This window comes from Thermomonas hydrothermalis (genome assembly GCF_900129205.1).
Classification (GTDB): domain Bacteria; phylum Pseudomonadota; class Gammaproteobacteria; order Xanthomonadales; family Xanthomonadaceae; genus Thermomonas; species Thermomonas hydrothermalis.
The window spans coordinates 1-22,038 of sequence record NZ_FQUK01000026.1 but is presented as its reverse complement, the minus strand read 5'-3'; the positions used below and the strand labels follow the sequence as shown (position 1 = coordinate 22,038).

At 66.8% G+C, this 22,038-nt stretch carries 17 protein-coding genes and 1 tRNA gene; 11 read left to right on the top strand and 7 right to left on the bottom strand.

All coding sequences use genetic code 11. The annotated features are described in order from the left end of the window. Nucleotides 1-72 precede the first annotated feature (72 nt). The 3 genes from nusA to ffh form a co-directional block, all read right to left on the bottom strand. Entirely contained in the window at nt 73-1,560 is a 1,488-nt protein-coding gene (nusA, locus tag BUA29_RS08230; protein ID WP_072756117.1) for a transcription termination factor NusA, read from the bottom strand. 6 nt (nt 1,561-1,566) lie between these two features. After that, entirely contained in the window at nt 1,567-2,187 is a 621-nt protein-coding gene (gene rimP, locus BUA29_RS08225) for a ribosome maturation factor RimP (protein ID WP_072756130.1), read from the bottom strand. 264 nt (nt 2,188-2,451) lie between these two features. Next, nucleotides 2,452-3,819 (bottom strand): signal recognition particle protein, encoded by a 1,368-nt coding sequence (ffh, locus tag BUA29_RS08220; protein WP_072756116.1) that lies wholly within the window; start codon nt 3,817-3,819, stop codon nt 2,452-2,454. Nucleotides 3,820-3,975: 156 nt separating this feature from the next. Here ffh and BUA29_RS08215 point away from each other — a divergent pair, with 156 nt between their 5' ends. After that, entirely contained in the window at nt 3,976-4,767 is a 792-nt protein-coding gene (locus tag BUA29_RS08215; RefSeq protein WP_072756115.1) for a cytochrome C assembly family protein, read from the top strand. A gap of 117 nt (nt 4,768-4,884) precedes the next feature. Here BUA29_RS08215 and radA read toward each other — a convergent pair whose 3' ends face one another. Further along, nucleotides 4,885-6,279: a DNA repair protein RadA gene (gene radA, locus BUA29_RS08210; RefSeq protein WP_072756114.1), complete on the bottom strand. Its 1,395-nt coding sequence runs from the start codon at nt 6,277-6,279 to the stop codon at nt 4,885-4,887. 189 nt (nt 6,280-6,468) lie between these two features. On the opposite strand from radA, the gene BUA29_RS08205 reads away from it, so the two are divergent. The 10 genes from BUA29_RS08205 to BUA29_RS08160 all read left to right on the top strand — a co-directional run bounded on the left by BUA29_RS08205 (nt 6,469) and on the right by BUA29_RS08160 (nt 17,756). Continuing rightward, nucleotides 6,469-7,719: a dicarboxylate/amino acid:cation symporter gene (locus BUA29_RS08205; protein WP_072756113.1), complete on the top strand. Its 1,251-nt coding sequence runs from the start codon at nt 6,469-6,471 to the stop codon at nt 7,717-7,719. A 192-nt stretch (nt 7,720-7,911) separates the two neighbouring features. Beyond that, complete coding sequence (thrA, locus tag BUA29_RS08200; RefSeq protein WP_072756112.1) at nt 7,912-10,392, top strand: bifunctional aspartate kinase/homoserine dehydrogenase I; 2,481 nt, start codon at nt 7,912-7,914, stop codon at nt 10,390-10,392. Beyond that, nucleotides 10,389-11,321 carry a homoserine kinase gene (locus tag BUA29_RS08195; RefSeq protein ID WP_072756111.1) on the top strand — a complete coding sequence of 311 codons (933 nt, stop codon included), beginning with the start codon at nt 10,389-10,391 and terminating at the stop codon, nt 11,319-11,321. Before thrA ends, BUA29_RS08195 begins: the two co-directional genes overlap by 4 nt. Next, nucleotides 11,318-12,613: a threonine synthase gene (gene thrC / locus BUA29_RS08190; RefSeq protein ID WP_072756110.1), complete on the top strand. Its 1,296-nt coding sequence runs from the start codon at nt 11,318-11,320 to the stop codon at nt 12,611-12,613. Before BUA29_RS08195 ends, thrC begins: the two co-directional genes overlap by 4 nt. A gap of 92 nt (nt 12,614-12,705) precedes the next feature. After that, nucleotides 12,706-12,782: transfer RNA gene (locus BUA29_RS08185), tRNA-Arg, on the top strand. 76 nt (nt 12,783-12,858) lie between these two features. Continuing rightward, on the top strand, nt 12,859-14,391 hold the full coding sequence (gene amaB / locus BUA29_RS08180; RefSeq protein WP_072756109.1) for an L-piperidine-6-carboxylate dehydrogenase: 1,533 nt from the start codon (nt 12,859-12,861) through the stop codon (nt 14,389-14,391). A 9-nt stretch (nt 14,392-14,400) separates the two neighbouring features. After that, nucleotides 14,401-14,688 carry a DUF4190 domain-containing protein gene (locus tag BUA29_RS08175; RefSeq protein WP_072756108.1) on the top strand — a complete coding sequence of 96 codons (288 nt, stop codon included), beginning with the start codon at nt 14,401-14,403 and terminating at the stop codon, nt 14,686-14,688. A gap of 4 nt (nt 14,689-14,692) precedes the next feature. Next, complete coding sequence (locus BUA29_RS08170) at nt 14,693-15,751, top strand: quinone-dependent dihydroorotate dehydrogenase (RefSeq protein ID WP_072756107.1); 1,059 nt, start codon at nt 14,693-14,695, stop codon at nt 15,749-15,751. Continuing rightward, nucleotides 15,748-16,803, top strand: a complete 1,056-nt coding sequence (gene murB / locus BUA29_RS08165) for a UDP-N-acetylmuramate dehydrogenase (protein WP_072756106.1) — start codon at nt 15,748-15,750, stop codon at nt 16,801-16,803. The genes BUA29_RS08170 and murB overlap by 4 nt, the downstream gene beginning before the upstream one ends. 50 nt (nt 16,804-16,853) lie before the next feature. Further along, nucleotides 16,854-17,756 (top strand): DMT family transporter, encoded by a 903-nt coding sequence (locus BUA29_RS08160; protein ID WP_072756129.1) that lies wholly within the window; start codon nt 16,854-16,856, stop codon nt 17,754-17,756. Between the two features lie 26 nt (nt 17,757-17,782). On the opposite strand, the gene mgtA is transcribed toward BUA29_RS08160, so the two are convergent. The 3 genes from mgtA to BUA29_RS08145 all read right to left on the bottom strand — a co-directional run. Next, the gene (gene mgtA / locus BUA29_RS08155) at nt 17,783-20,536 is read right to left on the bottom strand and encodes a magnesium-translocating P-type ATPase (RefSeq protein WP_072756105.1); all 2,754 of its coding nucleotides are present in this window, start codon (nt 20,534-20,536) and stop codon (nt 17,783-17,785) included. Between the two features lie 111 nt (nt 20,537-20,647). Then, nucleotides 20,648-21,454, bottom strand: coding sequence for a hypothetical protein (locus BUA29_RS08150; RefSeq protein WP_218587170.1), 807 nt, complete (start codon nt 21,452-21,454; stop codon nt 20,648-20,650). 172 nt (nt 21,455-21,626) lie between these two features. Further along, on the bottom strand, nt 21,627-22,038 hold a 412-nt coding region (locus tag BUA29_RS08145), incomplete at its 5' end, for an integrase core domain-containing protein (protein ID WP_218587169.1).

Sequence of the window (22,038 nt, the reverse complement as noted above, 5' to 3'; positions counted from 1 at the left end):
CTGAGAGGGCAATTGTAGGACGGGAGCAAAAAGCGGGCGCTGCCAGACTGGCCGCGCGCCAGGGCCTGGTCATCATTCAAACCAGTGCCGGCGCGCCTCCATGATCAGGGCCGCTGCGCGCTCCTCGCCGATGCCTTCGATGTCGGCGATCTCGTCGGTGGCCGCCTCGGCCAGGTCTTCGCGGGTGCGCACACCGCGCTCGGCCAGCGCATAGGCCGTGGCCTCGTCCATGCCGGGCAGGGACAACAGGTCCTCGGCCGGCTGGTGCTCTTCCAGGCTCTCCTCCGCCGCCAGTGCCTCGTTGAGCAGGGCGTCGCGGGCGCGCGAACGCAACTCTTCGACGATGTCCTCATCGAAGCCTTCCACGGCCAGCAGCTCTGCCACCGGCACATAGGCGATTTCTTCGATGGTGGAGAAGCCTTCGCTGACCAGGATCCCGGCGATCTCCTCGTCCACCTCGAGCTTGTCCATGAACAGCTTGCGGGCGGCGGCCTGTTCGGCCTCGGACTTGGCCTGCACCTGTTCGGTGGTCATCACGTTGAGCTGCCAGCCGGTCAGACGGCTGGCCAGACGCACGTTCTGACCGCCCCGGCCGATCGCCTTGGCCAGGTTGTCCTCGGACACCGCGATATCCATCGAGTGCTTGTCTTCATCGACGATGATCGACTGCACTTCGGCCGGCGCCATGGCATTGATCACCAGCTGGGCGGGGTTGTCGCTCCACAGCACGATGTCCACCCGCTCGCCATTGAGTTCATTGCTGACCGCCTGCACACGCGAGCCGCGCATGCCGATGCAGGCGCCAATCGGATCGGTACGGTTGTCGTGGGCCATCACCGCGATCTTGGCGCGGTCGCCCGGGTCGCGGGCGCAGGCCTTGATCGACACCAGCCCCTGGCCGACCTCCGGCACTTCCAGCTTGAACAGCTCGATCATGAACTCCGGCGCGGCACGGCTGATGAACAGCTGCGGCCCACGCGGCTCACTCCGCACGTCGTACAGGTAGCCGCGCACGCGGTCGCCAGGCCGCATCACATCGCGCGGAATCGCCTTGTCCTTGGGGATGATGGCCTCGGCATTGCCGCCCAGGTCCACATACACGTTGCCACGCTCGACCCGCTTGACCGTGCCGGTCACCAGTTCGCCGACGCGGTGCTTCCAGGCGTCCACCACCTGCTGGCGCTCGGCCTCACGCACGCGCTGCACGATGACCTGCTTGGCGGCCTGCGCCGCAATGCGGCCGAACTCAGGATTTTCGATCTGCTCCTCGATGTAGTCACCGACCTCGACACCCTCGGCTTCCTCGATCGCATCCATCAGCCGGATCTGGCGATCGGGAGATTCCATCACGGCGTCATCGGCGATCACTTCCCAGCGCCGGAACGTCTGGTAGCTGCCATCCTTGGGGTCGATCTGCACGCGCACCAGCACATCCTGGTCCGGGTAGCGCTTCCTGGCCGCCGAGGCCAGCGCCGCTTCCAGCGCCTCGAAAATCACCGACTCCGGCACGCCCTTCTCGGCAGCCACTGCGTCCACGACGTGCAACAGTTCCTTGCTCATGCCCGCTTACTCCGCATCAAGCGGCCCGCGGGCCGCCGTTTCGTTGGTTGAATGATCAGATGCCGACGCCTTTTTGCCGCCGGCAGATTTTTTCTGCTTGCCCGGACGCCGGTCGCGCCCGGGCCCGTTCTGCGCCGGGGCCAACCCTAGCGCGACCCAGTCCGGCACCAGCCGGGCTTTGTCGATGTTGGCCGCGGCGACAACGAATTCGGCGCCGTCCAGCGCAAACACGATCCGCTCGCTCTCGACCCGCAGGATCTGCCCCTGCAACCGGCGCCGCCCGTCCTGCGGCAGCCTGAGGGTGACCTTGGCCGTCTGACCTGCAAAACGCGCAAACTGGGCTGGCGTGAACAACGGCCGGTCGATCCCCGGCGAAGACACCTCCAGGGTGTAGTGCCCGCTGATCGGATCGGCCACGTCCAGCTGGGCCGACACCTCTCGACTCACCGCCTCGCAGTCATCGATGCCCACCATGCGGCTGTCGGCCTGTGCCTCCGGCACGTCGATATACAGCCGCAAGGTTGCCCCGCCAGGTGCGGTCAAATATTCGACGCCCAGCAGCTCCAACCCCATCGCGGCAACGGTGGGGGAAAGCAGCCCGGCAATCTCTTCAGCCTTGTCTGTCACGTCGATGCTCAAATGCTCAAATGAAGCGGACTGGCAACGGCCAGCCCGACCCTGCATGCCCGGAAACGAAAAAAGGACCCGCTGGGCCCTTGTCCGATGACACTGGATGACGGCAGCCACCTGGTGCAGCTGCCGCGAGCCCGAGTCCGCTGCCGTATCCACGGCATCCAAACTGGTGCGCGGGCCGGCTGTCGCGCCAGCACCGCATCGCAAGGCCAGCACGATAGCCTGCAGCAGGCGGGAATGCAAGGCCTTGCGGGGAGGTCAGCGCAGGGGCAGCCCTCCACGCCCGCCCATCATCCCGGACAGTCCGCGCAGCATGCCCTTCATGCCGCCCCGGCCCAGTTTGCCCATCATTTTCTCCATCTGCTGGTACTGCTTGAGCAGACGATTGACATCGGCCGGGGTCATGCCAGACCCACGGGCAATCCGGGCCCGACGCGAGCCATTGAGGATATCCGGGTTGCGCCGTTCCTTTTTGGTCATTGAGTTGATGATGGCGATCATGCGCGGGATTTCCTTGCCCGTGACCTGCTGCTTGACCGCCTCCGGCAACTGGCCGATCCCCGGCAGCTTGTCCATCAACCCGTGCAGCCCCCCCATGGCCTGCATCTGCTCGAGCTGGTCGCGCATGTCGTTGAGGTCGAAACGCTTGCCCTTGGCGACCTTCTCGGCCAGCTTGGCCGCCTTGTCCTTGTCCACCTGGGACTCGACCTGCTCCACCAGCGACAGCACATCGCCCATGTCGAGGATGCGGCCAGCCGCACGGTCCGGATGGAACACGTCCAGACCGTCCGGCTTCTCGCCGGTGCCGACGAATTTGATCGGCTTGCCGGTGATGTAACGCACCGAGAGTGCCGCGCCACCGCGGGCGTCGCCGTCGGTTTTGGTCAGGATGACGCCGGTTAACGGCAGCGCCTCGCCAAAATGTTTGGCCGTGACGGCCGCGTCCTGGCCGGTCATGGCATCGACCACGAACAGGGTCTCGACCGGATTCACCGCCGCATGCAGGGCCTTGATCTCGGCCATCATGGCCGCGTCGATGCTGGTCCGGCCGGCGGTATCGACGATCAGCACGTCCACATAGGTCTTGCGCGCCTCGTCGATGGCTGCCTTGACGATGGCCTCGGGCTTTTGCGAGGCATCAGACGGGAAGAACACCGCCCCGACCTGCCCGGCCAATGTCTGCAGCTGCTCGATGGCGGCCGGACGATACACGTCGGCACTGACCACCATCACCTTCTTCTTGCGCTTGTCTTTCAGGTGCTTGGCCAGCTTGGCCACGGTGGTGGTCTTACCGGCACCCTGCAGGCCAGCCATCAGGATCACCGCCGGGGCAGGCACGTTGAGATTGAGGTCAGCCGCCTGCGACCCCATCACCGCCGCCAGCTCGTCGCGCACGATGCGCACCAGCACCTGGCCTGGAGTGAGCGAGCGCATCACCTCCTGCCCGACCGCGCGCACCTTGATCCGCTGGATGATCGCCTGCACCACCGGCAAGGCCACATCGGCCTCCAGCAGGGCGATGCGCACCTCGCGCACCGCCTCGCTGATGTTGGACTCGGTCAGGCGGCCACGGCCGCGCAGGCGCTCGATGGTGCCGGAAAGACGTTGGGTGAGGGATTCGAACACGCGGAAGTGACCTGATCGATTGGGAACCAGTCGGCGGATTATAAGGGGAACATCCCCACTCTTTAGGGATGGAGACTGCCAACTGCACTCGAACTGCCCGCCCAACGACTGCCCGATGGCATTGCACCGACTGGCGCCTGTGCGACACTTGCACCAATGCTGATGCCCCTGCTTGCCCTCGTCCTGTACCTGGCCGCCACTACCCTGCTCTGGCGCAATGCCGCATCCGGCAATCCCCACGGCCGCGGCTGGGTGCCGCTGGCGGCGCTGGCTGCGCTATTCCATGCCGAAACGCATGCCGAAGCCTGGCGCCTGCTGCAAGGGCCCGACATGCACTTTTTTGCAGCGCTGTCGCTGGTCGGCCTGGGGATGGCCGTGCTGACCACCGGCTACGGTGGAACCGGTCGAATGCCGGCGCTGGGGATCGTGGTATTTCCGCTGGCCGCGCTGTCGCTACTTGGCTATGCGATCTATGGCCATACCGGGACAGCCTCCCCACTCGACTGGCGCCTGCAGCTGCACGCCTGGCTGGCCCTGCTGGCTTACGCCACGCTGGCTCTGGCCGCCCTGCTGGCGATGTTCCTGTGGGCGCAGGAACGCGCCCTGCGTCGGCACCGTCTGCATGCCTGGCTGCGCGCCCTGCCCCCGCTGACCGAGCTGGAAACCCTGCTGTTCCGCACGATCGGGCTGGGGTTCGTGCTGCTCAGCGCCACCCTGCTGACCGGGGTGGTGTTCGTCGAAAACCTGTTCGCCCAGCACCTGGTGCACAAGACCGTGCTCAGCGGACTGTCCTGGCTGGTGTTCGGGGCGCTGCTGCTGGGGCGCTGGCGACTGGGCTGGCGTGGAGGCCGCGCCGTCGGCTGGACCCTGACCGCCATGGCTCTTCTGGTGCTGGCCTTCTTCGGCAGCAAGTTCGTGCTGGAGCTGCTCCTCCACCGCACCATCTGAAGCCGCTCCGAACACGCCAGCGATTCCCGTCGGCCATGGATGGCGGTGATTTCAGAGCTGCCCGAAATCCGTCGCGCCAGGATCGCGCCCCTGCCCGCCGGGGAGTGCAGGCAGGCCTCAGCACTGCTCCAGCGCATCGGCCAGCCGCGCCACCGGCACCACCTCCATGCCCTTGTAGCTGCCCGACTTGGGCGCGTTGGCCTTGGGCACGATGGCGCGCTGGAAGCCATGGGTTGCCGCTTCTTTCAGCCGTTCCTCGCCGTTGGGCACCGGGCGGATCTCGCCGCTTAAGCCCACCTCGCCAAACGCGATGGTCTTGCCGGCCAGCGGCGTGTTGCGCAGCGAGGACAGCACCGCCAGCAGCACCGGCAGGTCGGCGGCGGTTTCCTGCACACGGATGCCGCCGACCACGTTCACGAACACGTCCTGGTCGCCCACCATCACCCCGCCGTGGCGGTGCAGCACCGCCAGCAGCATGGCCAGCCGGTTGCCTTCCAGCCCGACCACGACGCGGCGCGGATTGGACAGCGGCGAAGCGTCCACCAGCGCCTGCACTTCCACCAGCAGCGGGCGCGTGCCTTCGCGCGTGACCATCACGCAACTGCCGGGCTGCGGCGCCCCCATGCCGGACAGGAAGATCGCGGACGGGTTGGACACCTCGCGCAGGCCGCTGTCGGACATCGCGAACACGCCCAGCTCGTTGACCGCGCCGAACCGGTTCTTGAACGCACGCAGCACGCGGAAGCGGCTGCCGGAATCGCCCTCGAAATACAGCACGGCGTCCACCATGTGCTCCAGCACACGCGGACCAGCGATGCCGCCTTCCTTGGTCACATGCCCGACCAGGAACACCGCGGTGCCGGTTTCCTTGGCAAACCGCACCAGCCGTGCGGCCGATTCGCGTACCTGCGACACCGAGCCGGGCGCGGCGGTCAGGGTGTCGGTCCACAGGGTCTGGATGGAGTCGGCGATCAGCAGGCGGGGTTTGGCGGCGATGGCATGCTCGAGGATGCGCTCGACGCACGTTTCGGCCAGCGCCTGCAATCCGTCCAGCGGCAGCCCGAGCCGCTGTGCGCGCCCGGCCACCTGCGCCAGCGACTCTTCGCCAGTGACATACAGGCCCGGCAGCACGGGCGCCATCTTGGCCAGCGCCTGCAGCAGCAGGGTGGACTTGCCGATGCCGGGATCGCCGCCCACCAGCACCACCGCGCCCTCGGCCAGCCCGCCGCCCAGCACCCGGTCGAACTCGCCGATGCCGGTCGAGGCGCGCGCCTGCGCATCCAGCTGCACGTCCGCCAACGCCATGATCGTCGGCGCGTCCACCTTGCCCGCCCAGCCGCTGCGGCGCGAAGCCGGCGACCTGGCCTGTGCCGCCGTTTCCAGCGCGATCTCCGACAGCGTGTTCCATGCCCCACAGGCCTCGCACTGGCCCTGCCACTTGGCGTAATCGGCGCCACATTCGGAGCAGACGTAGGTGGTGCGGCGGCGGGAACTCGCAGTTGGCTTGGCCATGGGACGAAGATGCGCTGGAATGGTCGGGTCACTTTAGCCCGCACCCGTCGCATCTGCCGAGACGCAGCGCTGACCTGACCGCCAGACTGCGGCATGCTTGCCGCCTGTTGCCAATCCCTCTCGATCGCCGATGCCCATCCTGCCCTTGCTCGCCCGACAGCCCCATGCATCCACAGCGGGAGCGCCCCGATGAGCCAGACCGCCCGCGTCCTTACCGGCCTTGCCGCCGGCATCGTCCTGGGAATGCTGCTGGCCTGGCAGGCGCCGGCCATGGGTCTTAAGGTCGCGGCTTGGGTCGATCCATTCGGCCGGCTGTGGCTCAACGCCCTGCAGATGACCGTGGTGCCGCTGGTGTTCGCGCTGGTGGTGGTGGGCATCAATCAGGCCAGCGACGCCGCCCACTCCGGGCGGGTGGCGCGGCAGGCGATCCTGAGTTTCGTCGTGCTGCTGGCTTGCGCCGGGGCGATGACCGCGCTGCTGGCGCCGTTGGCGCTGTCGTCCCTGACACCGGACCCGGCGGTTGCGGCGGCGTTGCGCGGCCATGGCGAAGCAACCGCGCCGGCCACCGGCGGCTGGGCCGACGCACTGGTGGCCTTGATCCCCAGCAATGCCGTCGCCGCCGCTGCGGCCAGCGCCATGCTGCCGCTGGTGAGCTTTGCGCTGTTCTTCGGCTTCGCCCTGACCCGGATCGCCCCTGGGCCGCGTGCGCAGGTGGTCGGCCTACTCGATGCGATCAGCCAAACCATGCTGGTGATCGTGCATTGGGTGTTGCTGGTGGCACCGGTTGGAATCTTCGCGCTGGTACTGGCGCTGACCGCACGCGCCGGCCTGGGCATGCTGCAGGCGCTGGGCATCTACGTGCTGCTGGAGTGTGCGCTGTACGTGCTGGCAGTGGTGTTGCTGATTGCGGTGGCGATCACCATCGGCAAGCAGCGGTTCCGCCACTTCATCGCTGGACTGGTGCCAGTGCAGGCGGTGGCCGCCAGCACGCAGTCCTCACTGGCCACGCTGCCAGCGATGCTGGACAGTGCACAAACCCGGCTGGGCATGCCGGCCCAGGTCTCCGGGCTGGTGCTGCCGATGGCGGTCTCGCTGTTCCGGATCGCATCACCCATCCAGTACCTGGCCACCGCCAGCTTCATCGCCTGGGCGCTGGGAGCCGACCTCAGCGCGGCGCAACTGGCCACGGGTGTGGCGCTCAGCGTGCTGGTCAGCATGGGCTCGGTGGGCCTGCCGGGCCAGGCGATCTTTCTGGCCACCAACCTGCCGGTGACCTCTGCGATGGGCCTGCCGGTGGCACCGCTGCCGGTGCTGATGGCGGTGGATGCCATTCCCGACGTCCTGGCCACCGTGGCCAACGTCACCGCCGACATGACCGCCATGGCGGTGGTAGAGGCGCGCGGTGGCACCCCGGAGGGCACGCCTTCGACCATGGCTTGACACGCTCAACGCCACTGCAGCACAGTCGCCCCATGGCCAGCCGCATGACCACCACCACGACCACCACCGGTACCCCGCCGGTGCGGTCGGTCATGCCTGGATAATCCACCATCCCAGTGCACGACCCCGCAGCGAGAGAGGCGGGGCGCGCTTCCCGACTCGATACGACGCGGGGCTTCCATCGGAGGCTCCATGGCGACGTTACCTTCAGCATCCCCGTCCTGCCGCGCGCACAAGTTCGGCGGCAGTTCCCTGGCCGATGCCTCGTGCATCCGGCATGTCGCAGACCTGGTGCTGGCCGATGATGCCGAGCGCCAGATCGTGATCACCTCGGCCATGCAGGGCACCACCGATGCACTGGTGGCCCTGGCCGAGACCGCCGCCTGCGGTGGCCACTGGCATGAGCCCCTGACGCGCCTGCGCCAGCGCCACCTGGACACCGCCCAGGCATTGCTGGCCCGACCCGAGGCAGTGTTGGCCCAGATCGACCGGCACTGCGACGAACTGGCCGCACTGCTGCACGCCGTCGCCCTGCTGCGCCAACCGGGCCGGGCGGCACTGGAGCGCATCCACGGCATGGGCGAAGTGCTATCGACATTGCTGCTGCACGCGCATCTGCGCGAACGCGGCGGTGACTACGCCCTGCTGGACGCTCGCGACGTGCTGGTCGTCCGGCAGACCGATCTGGGTGCCCTGGTGGATTGGGATGCCAGCGCACGCCTTCTGGCCGACTGGCGACGTGCGCATCCACAACACCGGGTCAACATCACCGGCTTCATCGCTCGCGATCCGGACGGATTTCCCACCACGCTGGGACGCAATGGCAGCGACTACTCCGCCGCGATTTTCGCCAGCCTGTTCGATGCCGACGAGCTGCACCTCTGGAGCGATGTGGACGGGGTGCTGTCGGCCGACCCGCGCATCGTGCCGGAAGCCGTGCCGCTGCCGGCCTTGAGCTACCGCGAAGCCTGCGAACTTGCCTACTTCGGCGCCAAGGTCATCCATCCGCAGACGCTGACCCCGGCCATCGCGCGCAACCTGCCGATCCTGATGCGCAACACCTTCAACCCGGCCTTCCCAGGTACCCGGATCGACGCCGACGGCGACCATGCCAGCCGCGGCCCGGTCAAGGGCCTGACACTGTGCAGCCAGCTTGCCCTGGTATGCCTGGAAGGCACGGGCCTCATCGGCGTGCCCGGCACGGCTGAACGGGTGTTTGCCGCCCTGCATGCGGCACGCATATCGGTGGTGATGATCTCGCAAGGCAGCTCCGAGCACTCGATCTGCTGCGTGGTCCGCGACGCCGACGCGCAGGCGGCATGTGACGCCCTCGAAGACGCCTTCGCACGGGAACTGGCCACCGCGCAGGTCCAGGGCGTGACCGTGCAGACCGGAATCAGCGTGCTGGCCGCCGTCGGCGACGGCATGGCCGGCACCCCGGGCGTGGCCGCACGCATGTTCGAGGCACTGGCACGCGCCCGCGTCAACATCCGCGCAATCGCGCAGGGCGCCTCGGAGCGCAACATTTCGGTGGCCATCGACAGCAGCGCCGCCGCACGCGCCTTGCGTGCGGTCCACGCCGCGTTCTGGCTGTCGCCGCAAACCATCGCACTGGCGGTCATCGGGCCCGGCAAGGTCGGAAGCGCCCTGCTGGACCAGCTGCAAAGCGCCATGCCGCGACTGCGGGAACGGCACGCGATCGACCTGCGCCTGCGGGCGCTGGCCAGCCGCAATGCGGCATGGCTGTTCGAGCACGACGACGCCTGCGACTGGCGGGCGCGGATGCAGTGCCCACCATCTGCCGCCGGCCTCGATGGCCTTGCCGCGCACCTGCTGGATGCGCATCTGCCGCATGCCGTGATCATCGACTGCTCGGCCAGCGACAGCGTCGCGCAGCACTATCCGGCCTGGCTGGCCGCCGGCATCCACGTGATCACGCCCAATAAACAGGCCGGTGCCGGACCGCTGGCGCGCTACCAGGCGATCCGCACGGCACAAGCCAAAAGCGGCGCCCGCTTCCGCTACGAGGCCACGGTGGGCGCCGGCCTGCCGGTGATCTCCACCCTGCGTGACCTGCTGGATACTGGCGATACGCTGATCGCCATCGAGGGCATCTTGTCCGGAACCTTGGCCTGGCTGTTCAACTCATTCGACGGCCAAACGCCTTTTTCCGAGCTGGTGCGGCAGGCCCACGCGCTGGGCTATACCGAACCCGACCCGCGCGACGACCTGTCCGGCATGGACGTGGCGCGCAAGCTGGTGATCCTGGCGCGCGAATGCGGCCTGTCGTTGTCTCTTCAGGACGTGGAGGTGGAAAACCTGGTGCCCGAACCCCTGCGCGAGGCCGACCGCGACCGTTTCCTGGCCGCCCTGGACACACTCGACGCACCGATGCAGGCCAGGCTGGACGCCGCCCGTCGCCAGGGATGCGTGCTGCGCTATGTCGCCCGGTTGACGCACGATGGCCAGGCCTCCGTTGCGCTGCGTGCGCTTCCCGCCGACCATGCCTTTGCCCACCTGCGCCTGACGGACAACTGCGTGTCGTTCACTACCCGCCGCTACTGTGACAACCCGCTGGTCGTGCAAGGCCCCGGCGCCGGGCCGGAGGTCACCGCCGCAGGCGTGTTCTCCGACCTGCTGCGGCTGGCCGGCAGCCTGGGAGCCGCCCTATGAGCACGCCACGGCAGCACGCGCGAGCGTTTTCGCCCGGCTCGGTCGGCAACGTCGGCGTCGGGTTCGACCTGCTGGGCCATGGCATTGCCGGCATTGGCGATATCGCCACGGTGCGACGGATCGATGCCCCCACGGTCCGCATCACCGCCATCCGCGGCAGCGTCACCGATCTCCCGCTGGACGCTGCCCACAACACCGCAGGCGCCGCCCTGATCGCCCTGCGCGAGGCGCTGCGGCTGCCGTTCGGCTTCGAGCTGGAGCTGGACAAGGGCCTGCCGCTGGGCTCCGGGCTTGGCGGATCGGCCGCCTCTTGCGTGGCGGCCTTGGTGGCGGCAAACGCGCTGCTGGAAACCCCGCTGTCGCCACAAGCGCTGTACCCGTATGCGCTGACCGGCGAAGCGGTGGCCAGCGGCGGCCGCCACGGCGACAACGTCGGCCCCATGCTGCTGGGCGGCCTGGTACTGGCCACGCCGGAGCGCCTGATCGCGATCCACGTCCCGGCCGCCTGGCATGCCGCCGTCGTCCACCCGCATGCCGTGCTGGAAACCCGCCATGCCCGTGCGGTGCTGGCCGGTGCCTACGCGCTGCCCGAGTTCGTCGCGCAAAGCGCCAACCTGGCCCAAGTTCTGCTGGGGTGCGAACGCGGCGATGCCGCGCTGGTACGCGCCGGTCTGTCCGATGTGCTGGTGGAACCGCGGCGTGCACCGCTGATTCACGGCTTTGCCGCCGTGAAACAGGCGGCACTGCAAGCCGGCGCAATGGGAGCCAGCATTTCCGGCGCAGGGCCCAGCGTATTCGCCTGGTGCGAGGACGCCGCCACCGCCGCCCGGGCAGGCACGGCCATGCAGGCGGCATTCGCAGCCGCCGGAGTCGCCAGCGACCTGCATGTCACGCCCATCGCCAGCCCTCCGGCACAGGTGTTGCCATGAATGCCATCAGCACGTGCGGAGTCGCCCCTCACGTTTCCCTTGCCGATGCCATTGCCGCCGGCCTTGCCCCCGATGGCGGCTTGTACATGCCGGAGACGTGGCCGTCATTCACCCCCGCCGCATTCGATGACACCGACACCCTGGCAGGCGTTGCCACCCGGCTGCTGGCGCCGTTCTTTGTCGGCGATCGGCTGGCCGCCGCCCTGCCTGACATCTGCCATGACGCATTCGCCATCGAGCCGCCGCTGGTGCCGTTCGGCGCGCCCGGCGACCACCTGCTGGAGCTGTTCCACGGCCCCACCGCCGCCTTCAAGGACTATGGCGCCGCCTTTCTCGCCGGCTGCCTGGGCGCACTGTCACAAGGGGACCGGCCGCTGACGATCCTGGTCGCCACCTCCGGCGACACCGGCGCGGCCGTGGGCGCCGCCTTCCACGGCCGTCCCGGCATGCGCGTCGCCATCCTGTACCCGGATGGCCGGGTGTCGCCGCGCCAGGCCCATCACCTGGGCGCCTTCGGCGGCAACGTCCGCGCCTTCCGCGTCGCCGGCACCTTCGATGACTGCCAGCGCATGGCCAAGACCCTGCTGGCCGATGCTGCCTACCGCGCCGAGGTGCCACTGGGCTCGGCCAACAGCATCAGCTTGGGCCGGCTGCTGCCACAGACCGCCTACTATGCCCATGCCGCCCTGCGGCACTGGCGCAGCACGGGCAGGACGCTGAACTTCGTCATTCCCACCGGCAACCTCGGCAACGCGCTGGCCTGCCTGCTGGCAAAACGCATGGGGCTGCCGATTGGCCAGGTGGTGCTGGCCTGCAATGCCAACCCGGTACTGCCGGCTTTCTTTGCCGGCGGCGACTATGCGCCACAGCCCACCATCGCCACGCTGGCCAACGCAATGGACGTGGGCGCCCCCAGCAACTTCGAGCGTCTGCAGGCGCTGTACCCGGATCCTTGCGCTCTGCGCGCTGCGCTGCACGCCGAATCCGTCAGCGATGCCCAGATCCGGGCCGCCATCGTGCGCACCCGCGCTCACCGAGGGCACATCGTCTGCCCGCATACCGCCTGCGCTGCCGATGTGCTGGATCGCCTGCGCGCGCGTGGCGAGCCGGGTGACTGGGCGGTGGTGGCCACCGCGCATCCGGCCAAGTTCCCGGAGGTGGTCGAGCCTTTGCTGGACACCCCGGTGCCGCCCCCTCAGGCGCTGGCATCGATGCTGGCACGGCCAAGCCACGCCATCCCGCTGGCCAACGATGCCGATGCCCTGCGCGCAACCTTGCGAATCGACCAATGACGCCCGCCGATCAGCACAAACCAAACCGCCTGATCGCCATTTTCTCCGACGGATTGGCCGACTCTGCAGACTGCTGCGATAATGGAGAATCTGGCCTCGTAGCTCAGTTGGATAGAGCGTCCCCCTCCTAAGGGGAAGGTCGCACGTTCGAATCGTGTCGGGGCCGCCAGTCCCCATCAGGTATGGGCAAGACCGCCGCTGCGCGGCCGTCCAATGCCTGCCACCGTTCAACACCGGAGCCCACCATGCCCCATCCCGTCCTCACCGCGCTTGGCCTGACTGACGTCGAATCCGGCACCTACCTTGGCAACGGCGAGTGGTCCAAGACCCGCGACGCCGGCGTGTTGGAGCCGGTCAACCCGACCACCGGCGAAGTGCTGGGCCGGGTGCATGCCTCCTCGCAAGCCGATTACGAAACCATCGTCCAGCGCGCGCAGGCCGCCTTCAAGATCTGGCGCACCACCCCGGCACCGCGCCGTGGCGAGGCGATCCGCCTGTGCGCCGACGCCCTGCGTCGCCACAAGGACGCGCTCGGCTCGCTGGTGGCGCTGGAGATGGGCAAGTCCAAGCCGGAAGGCGATGGCGAAGTGCAGGAAATGATCGACATTGGCGATTTCGCCGTCGGTCTGTCGCGCCAGCTCTATGGCCTGACCATGCACTCCGAGCGCCCTGGTCACCGCATGTATGAGCAGTGGCACCCGCTGGGGCTGGTGGGGATCATCAGCGCCTTCAACTTCCCGGTCGCGGTGTGGGCGTGGAACAGCTTCATCGCAGCGGTCTGCGGCGATATCAGCATCTGGAAGCCGTCGCCCAAGACCCCGCTGTCGGCCATTGCCGCCATGAAGATCTGCAACCAAGCCCTGCAGCAGGGCGGCTTCCCCGACATCTTCTTCCTGTTCAATGACGCCGGCACCGAACTGGCCGAACGGTTTGTCGATGACCGCCGGATCCCGTTGATCAGCTTCACCGGCAGCACCCGGGTCGGCCGCATCGTCGGCGAGCGGGTGGCGCGCCGGATGGGCCGCAGCCTGCTGGAGCTGGGTGGCAACAACGCCATCATCGTCGATGAAACCGCCGACCTGAAACTGGCGATTCCGGCCATCGTGTTCGGCGCGGTCGGCACCGCTGGCCAGCGCTGCACCACCACCCGCCGGCTGATCGTGCACGAGAGCCGCTACGACGAGGTGCTGACCCGGCTGGTAGCGGCCTACAAGCAGGTCGAGCAGCGGATCGGTGACCCCACCGACCCGAAGAACCTGATGGGCCCGCTCAACAGCCAGGACGGTGTGCGCGCCTATCTCGATGCCATCGAAAAAGCCAAGGCCGCTGGCGGCAAGGTGGAGACGGGCGGCGCCGTGCTCGACCGTCCCGGCAACTTCGTGCTGCCGACCATCATCACCGGCCTGAGCAACGATGCCGAGATCGTCCAGCACGAGACGTTTGCGCCGATCCTGTACGTGATGAAGTACCGCACGCTGGACGAAGCCATCGAGATGCAGAACGCCGTGCCGCAAGGCCTGTCGTCGGCCATCTTCACCACCAACCTCAAGCATGCCGAGGCCTTCCTGTCGGCGGCCGGCAGCGACTGCGGCATCGCCAACGTCAACATCGGCACCAGCGGTGCCGAGATCGGCGGCGCCTTCGGTGGCGAAAAGGACACCGGCGGTGGGCGTGAATCCGGCTCCGATGCCTGGAAGGCCTACATGCGTCGCCAGACCAATACCATCAACTATTCTGATGCCCTGCCGCTGGCTCAGGGCATCAAGTTTGATCTGTAAGCAACGCCCATGAACGCACCCATCCGCCAGACCAGCCCGCTGGCGATCGTCAGCCTGGTCGCCGGCATCCTCGGCTGGACCTTGCTGCCCGTGCTGGGCAGCGTGGTGGCGGTGGTGTGCGGCCATCTGGCCCGCGCCGAGATCCGTCGTTCCCCGCAGACCCTGGAAGGGGATGGATTGGCCCTGGCCGGCCTGATCCTGGGGTATCTGGCCCTGGCGCTGATGGTGCTGGCGATAGTGGCCATTTTCCTGTTCTTCGGCGGTCTGGCCGCCGTCATCGCATTGTCGGGGCACTGACCGCTTGTATCCGCTGCTACGCCCATTCCTGTTCGCACTCGACGGCGAGCGCGCCCACGGCACCGGCCTGGCTGCTCTGGAAGCGGCCTACCGCAGCGGCCTGCTGCCGCTTTTGGCCACGCCGCCCAAACCGTTGCCGACCAAAGCATTCGGGCTGACCTTCCCCAATCCGGTCGGGCTGGCCGCCGGCCTCGACAAGAACGGCGCCCATATCGACGCCCTGCTGGCCCTGGGGTTTGGCTTCATCGAGGTGGGCACGGTGACGCCACTGCCGCAGCCAGGCAATCCGCGCCCGCGCCTGTTCCGGTTGCCGGAGCATGAGGCGCTGATCAATCGAATGGGGTTCAACAACCTGGGGGTGGATGTGCTGGTGCGCAATGTCGAGCGCGCCCGCCGCCGCACTGGCGGGCTGCTCGGCATCAACATCGGCAAGAACAAGGACACCCCAAACCGCGATGCCGTCGCGGATTACCTGCTCTGCCTGCGCCGGGTGTACCCGCTGGCCGATTACGTGGCGGTCAACATCTCCTCGCCCAACACCGCCGGCCTGCGCGAGCTGCAGGAGGAACAGGCACTGCGCCGGCTGGTGGATGCCCTGCGCAACGAGCAGGACAAGCTGGCCACGCGCCATGGCAAGCGGGTGCCGATCCTGGTCAAGATCGCCCCGGACCTGTCGGAAAACGACATCGACGCCGCCGGGCGCGTGCTGGGTGATCTGCGCGTGGATGGGGTCATCGCCACCAACACCACCGTGGCCCGCGACGGCGTGGAAGACTCGCCCCTGGCCACCGAAGCCGGCGGGCTGTCCGGTGCCCCGCTGATGTCACGCGCCACCACCGTGCTGCGCATGCTGCGTACCCGCCTGCGCGACGATATCCCGATCATCGGTGTCGGCGGCATCCTGCATGGCGCCGATGCTGCCACCAAGCAAGCCGCCGGCGCGGTGCTGGTGCAGACCTATACCGGGCTGATTTACCGTGGGCCGGCGTTGATCGGGGAATGCGTGGACGCCCTGCGTCGGCGCAAGGAAGCCCCCAGCCGTGGCACCTTGCCGCTGGTATGAGCCACATCCAGGCCCCCGGCTACCGCATCACCGAAAACGCCCGGCTGGACGCCCGCAACACCTTCGGGGTGCGCGCCCGTGCGCCGATGCTGGTGGAAGTCACCGATACCGCCGCCCTTCCCGAGCTGGCCGGCTACGCCATGCTGCGCGACCCAGCCCTGCTGGTGCTGGGCGGTGGCAGCAATCTGCTCCTGGCCGCCGACCCGCCCGGCGCGGTGCTGACGTTCAACACATGCGGCATCAGCCTGCTCGATGCAAGCGACCGCCAGGCGCTGGTGCGCGCCGAGGCGGGCGTGGTCTGGCATGACTTCGTGCTCTGGACGCTGGGCCATGGCTTAAGCGGCCTGGAAAACCTGGCCCTGATCCCCGGCACGGTGGGGGCCGCGCCGATCCAGAACATCGGCGCCTACGGTGTGGAGGTATGCGAGTGCGTCCACGCAGTGGAGGCCTTCGACCGCCACACCGGCCGCTTCGTCCGCCTGTCGCCTGCGGACTGCGCGTTTGCCTACCGCGACTCGGTGTTCAAGCAGCAGCCCGATCGCTACTGGGTGACTGCCGTCGAGTTTTCCCTGTCGCGCCAGTTTCAGCCCCGCCTGGACTATGCGGGCCTCGCTGCAGAGCTGCAGGCGATGGGCGTGACCGATTCCCCGCGCCCGGCCCAGGTGGCCGAAGCGGTGATCCGCATCCGCCGCCGCAAACTGCCAGACCCGGCCGTGCTCGGCAACGCCGGCAGCTTCTTCAAAAACCCGCTGGTGCCGCAGGCACAGGCCGAGGCATTGCGCGCCGAGCACCCTGCGCTGCCGGTGTATCCGGCCGGTGACGGCGTGCGCTGCAAGCTGTCGGCCGCCTGGCTGATCGAACAGTGCGGCTGGAAAGGCCATCGTGACGGCGATGCTGGCGTTTCCGCACAGCATGCCCTGGTGCTGGTCAACCACGGCAACGCCAGCGGCGCGGATTTGCTGGCACTGGCCCGGCGCATCGCCGCTTCGGTGCAGGCACGCTTTGGCGTGGCCATCGAGCCCGAACCCCGGCTGGTGGGGGCCACCTGGTGAGCACGCCCGTCGTCAGCGCCCACCGTGTCCAGCTGCATGCGGCATTGCTGATGCTGGCCAGCACCATCGGCTTCGGCCTGATGGCGGTGTGCATCCGGTTGGCCTCACGCACCGAGCCGGTGGCGGAGGTGGCGTTCTTCCGCAACCTGTTCGGCCTGCTGACCCTGCTGCCGGTGCTGCTGTGGCCGGTCCTGCGCCAGCGCCAACCGCTGATCGGCCATCTCCGCACCACCCTGCACACCCGGCAACTGCGGCGCTACTTCATTCGCTGCCTGATCGGGGTGATCAGCATGTGGATGGGGTTCTGGGCAATCGCCCATCTGCCGCTGGCCCAGGCCGTTGCCCTGGCCTATTCCTCGCCGATTTTCGCAACCGTGGCCGCCGTGCTGTTGCTGGGCGAAAAAGTCCGGCTACGTCGCTGGCTGGCGGTCATCGCCGGTTTCATCGGTGTGCTGGTGATCGTGCGGCCCTGGTCGCATGCCTTCACCCCTGGCTCACTGGTGGCGGTGGGCGCAGCGCTGATCACCGCCATCGTCGCCATCCAGATCAAGCAGCTGTCTCGCCACGACGGCGCCGACACCATCGTGCTGTGGACCTATCTGTTCTGGGTGCCACTGTCACTGCTGCCGGCGCTGCCGGTCTGGCATCCGCCGCAGGGCCTGGCCTGGCTGTGGCTGCTGCTCTCCGGCGCACTGGGCACGGTGGGGCAGCTGCTGTGGACACGCGCCCTCAAGCTGGGCGAAGTGTCGGCCCTGACGCCGATCAGCTTCGTCCAGCTGGTGATCGTGACGCTGGCCGGCTGGCTGTGGTTTGGCGAGCGCCTGGACCGCTGGACCGGTCTGGGCGCCACCATCATCTTCGCAGCCACCGCCTACATCGCCCACCGCGAGGCGCAACTGGCGCGTCAACGCCGCAGCCTGGCCCCCAGCGAAGCCGTCGAGCCGGGCAACTGAGGGGGCTGCCGCACTCCGATACCTGCTCACTGCCAGCCGTAACGGCGGAAGTAAATCCCTTTCATGGCCTGCGTCAGCACCATGTAGGCCAGCACGATCAGGGGTAGCAGCGCGAAGTACAGCGGCGGCAGTGCCTGCAACTTGAAGTAGTGCGCCAGCGGGCCCATCGGCAGGAAGATGCCGATGGCCATGATCACCGCCGTCATGACCAAGAGCGGCGGGGCGGCCCGGCTCTGGATGAACGGAATCTTCGGGGTGCGGATCATGTGCACGATCAAGGTCTGCGTCAGTAGGCCCACCACGAACCAGCCAGACTGGAACAGGGTCTGCTTTTCCGGCGTATTGGCCCCAAACACGAACCACATCATGGCAAACGTCACGATGTCGAAAATCGAGCTGATCGGGCCGAAGAACACCATGAACCGCCCGATGTCGGCCGGCTGCCAGCGCTGCGGCTTTCTCAGCAGCTCTTCGTCCACATTGTCGAACGGGATGGCGATCTGCGAGGTGTCGTAGAGCAGGTTTTGCACCAGCAGATGGATCGGCAGCATCGGCAGGAAAGGAATGAAGGCCGAGGCCACCAGCACCGAGAACACATTGCCGAAGTTGGAGCTGGCCGTCATCTTGATGTACTTGAGCATGTTGGCGAAGGTGCGACGGCCCTCCAGCACGCCCTCCTCCAGCACCATCAGGCTCTTTTCCAGCAGGATGATGTCGGCGGCTTCCTTGGCGATGTCCACCGCGGTATCGACCGAGATGCCAATGTCAGCCGTGCGCAGCGCCGGCGCGTCGTTAATGCCGTCGCCCATGAAGCCGACCACATGGCCGTTGGCTTTCAAGAGCCGCACGATGCGCTCCTTGTGCGAGGGCGTGAGCTTGGCAAAGACGTTGTGGGATTCCACCGCCGCGGCGAGTTCCGCATCGCTCATGCGCTCGATGTCGCTGCCCAGCAGCAGGCCTTGCTGCTCCAGCCCGACCTCACGGCAGATCTTGGCGGTCACCCGCTCGTTGTCGCCGGTCAGCACCTTCACGGCCACGCCATGCTCGGCCAGCGCCTTCAGTGCGGTCGGCGTGGATTCTTTGGGCGGATCGAGAAAGGCCACATAGCCGATCAGGGTCAGGTCCGACTCATCCGCGACGCCATACGTCTCTTTGCTCGGCGGCACTTCCTTGGCGGCCACGGCCACCACGCGCAGCCCTTCTTCGTTCAACTCGGCGGCCACTTCGCGGATGCGCGCCAGCAGTTCTGGCGTCAGCGGCTCGATGGCCTCGCCATGACGGACATGGGTGCAGATCGCCAGCACTTCTTCGAGTGCCCCCTTGCAGATCAGCTCGTGATGGTCTTCGCGTTCGCTCACCACCACCGACATGCGGCGCCGCTCGAAGTCAAACGGAATCTCATCCACCTTGCGGTAATTGCGAACGGGATTGAGATCCCGATGCACCTCGGCATGCTCCAGCACTGCCACATCCAGCAGATTTTTCAAGCCGGTCTGGTAATAGCTGTTGAGATAGGCCATTGCCAGCACTTCGTCAGACTCTTCTCCCCAGACATCGACATGCCGCGCCAGGAAAATCTTGTCCTGCGTGAGCGTGCCGGTCTTGTCGGTGCACAGCACGTCCATCGCACCAAAGTTCTGGATCGCATCCAGCCGTTTGACGATGACCTTCTTGCGTGACAGAAACACCGCGCCCTTGGCCAGCGTTGAAGTCACGATCATCGGCAGCATCTCAGGGGTCAGGCCGACCGCAACCGACAATGCAAACAACAGTGCTTCCAGCCAGTCGTGCTTGGTAAACCCGTTGATGAAGAGCACCAGCGGCGCCATCACGAACATGAAGCGAATCAAAAGCCAGCTCACCTTGTTGACGCCGGTCTGGAATGCAGTCGGCGTGGGGTCACTGGCCGTCATCCGCGAGGCCAGTGCCCCAAAGTAGGTCTGGTTGCCGGTCGTGATCACCACCGCTGTCGCCGAACCGGACACCACGTTGGTGCCCATGAACAGGATGTCGTCCAGATCCAGCACATTGATGACGGTGCGATCGCGCTGGGTCGGGAACTTTTCCACCGGCATCGATTCACCGGTCATCGCGGCCTGCGCCACGAACAGATCCTTGGCGGTCAGCACCCGGCAGTCCGCCGGAATCATGTCGCCTGCCGACAGGGCAATCACATCGCCAGGCACCAACTGCTTGATCGGCACTTCGACCCGCCGGGCATCCCCAGTGGGTGCCACCCCGTCCGGTACCGGCATCTGCTCGGCTGCTGCGTCAGGACGCAACACCGTGACCGTATTGCTGACCATCGCCTTGAGCGCCTCGGCGGCCTTGTTAGCCTTGGCTTCCTGCCAGAAGCGCAGCAAGGTGGAGAGAACCACCATTGTGCCGATCACGACAGTGCCCTTGGTGTCATCGGTGAGATAGGACACCACCGCCAACAAGGTCAACAGCAGATTGAAAGGATTGCGGTAGGACAGCCACAGATGCAGCCACCATGGCAGTGGCTTTTCGTACTCGACCTCGTTCGTCCCAACACGCTCGCGAACGACTTCCGCCTGCGCCTCGGTCAGCCCTTCAGGCTGGCTGTCCAGTTGCCGCAACAATGCATCGGCATCGGCCAGGGCAGCGTTGACCAGTGCTTGGGTCAACGCAGGCGGTACCTCGCGGCCGCCCCCGGCTCTGGGCAGACTGTCCGGCAGGGCATGCCGACGGAAATGCCGGCTCAGACGATGAGCACGCAGGAAGCCAGCGAATAGTTCTTTCAACAGGGTGAAGTTCATTGGTGTTCTCCGCGATGGTCGGCTTGCTTCACACCGCTCAACCTGCGTTCCGACAGGTAGGTAATGCGTAGGGTCGGGCACGTTGACGATGGGGTTATGACAGCGCGGTCGTTACCGCAGAAAAGGCCTGGAGAGCAGGCGCAGACCGAGGGAAAACCAGCGTTCGCCGGTCCCGCCGCCGTTGCGGTTGCCGTAGGTCGCATCAAGCTGAACACGATCCGGCACCAGCCAATGACGTAAACCGATCTGGTGGAAAGGATTGCCTTGGTTCTGGCCGAAGGTTTCGGCGATCAACCAGGTGCACTCGGCAAGCTGCGCTTCGGTGCCCAGGCCCCAGGTCAGGCGGTTGCGCCGGCTCTCACCCTCGTGCAACCAACCGAGGTTGGCATGCACCACCACGGCATCGTCACGCAACGAAATACTCGCTGGCAGGTTGATGAACCCGTCAAAGCCACTGCCCTGTGCATGACGCACGGCGCCCGCTGCCATGCCAAGCCCCCAGCCATCGGTCTGCAGCGGCTTGAGCAGCATCTTCCCTTGCACGATGACATCGGTGCTGCGATGGCCTTCTGCATCGCTGACGGCACCCCCCATGGTCAGTTCCAGGCTGCCTCCGGGATTGCAGGCTGGAAGCGCCCACCACTGCGTGCTGCCGGCACTGTGCTGTGACCAGGTTTCAAGCTGACATGCCCCGGCATCGACGATACGCGCATCGTCGGTGACCATCGGTCGTCCAGCCTGGGCTGCTAAGGGCCACGTCATGGCCGCGCACAGCCATCCCAATGCGGCCGGGATTCCGATGCCAAACGAGAAAAACGGAATACGGACAAGGCGCATGGACGAACTCCTCCTGGCAAAGTGCTCATTCCAACGTCCGCACCCGGTACCGCCCGATTTACACGGCGATACAAGAGCCACACAGGCCGGCCGCAACCAGCCAACGCGGGCCGATCACCCGATGGCGATCAGCCCGTCAGTCGTCCAAGAGGAAAGCAGTCCGCACGGAAGACTCCGCTACGGATTGGCCGCCTCTCGCCTACGGCGAGACAGCGGCACGGAGTCCGGCACTATCTCGCTGTAAGCACACCGGTCAGCGGGACCGGTCGACAACTGTCGCCCGAACTCGTGCCCACGAAGGAACTCCGCAATCAAAGAAGGGCGCAAGTATAGGCAGGCAAGTACATGTATGAGTCCACCACCTTTGGCACTCGGGTTGGTGCTGGAGCAGGAAGTGTAGCGGGGGTCGCTGGCCGAGGGCGTGGTGGGGGCGCTCGGCGTTGTAGAAGACGAGCCAGTTGGCCAGCTGCTGGTTGAACGCATCCAGGTCGGTAAAGAGCAGGTCTTCGTGGTAGTCCACGAAGGACTCCTGCACGGTTCGATTGAAGCGTTCGACATGCGCGTTCATCTTGGGTGTCTTGGGATACGTGTACCAGCGCTGGATCCCCTGCGTGGCGAGCGCCTTGGAGAAGTCGGCCTCGAACTCGGAGCCGTTATCGGAGAGC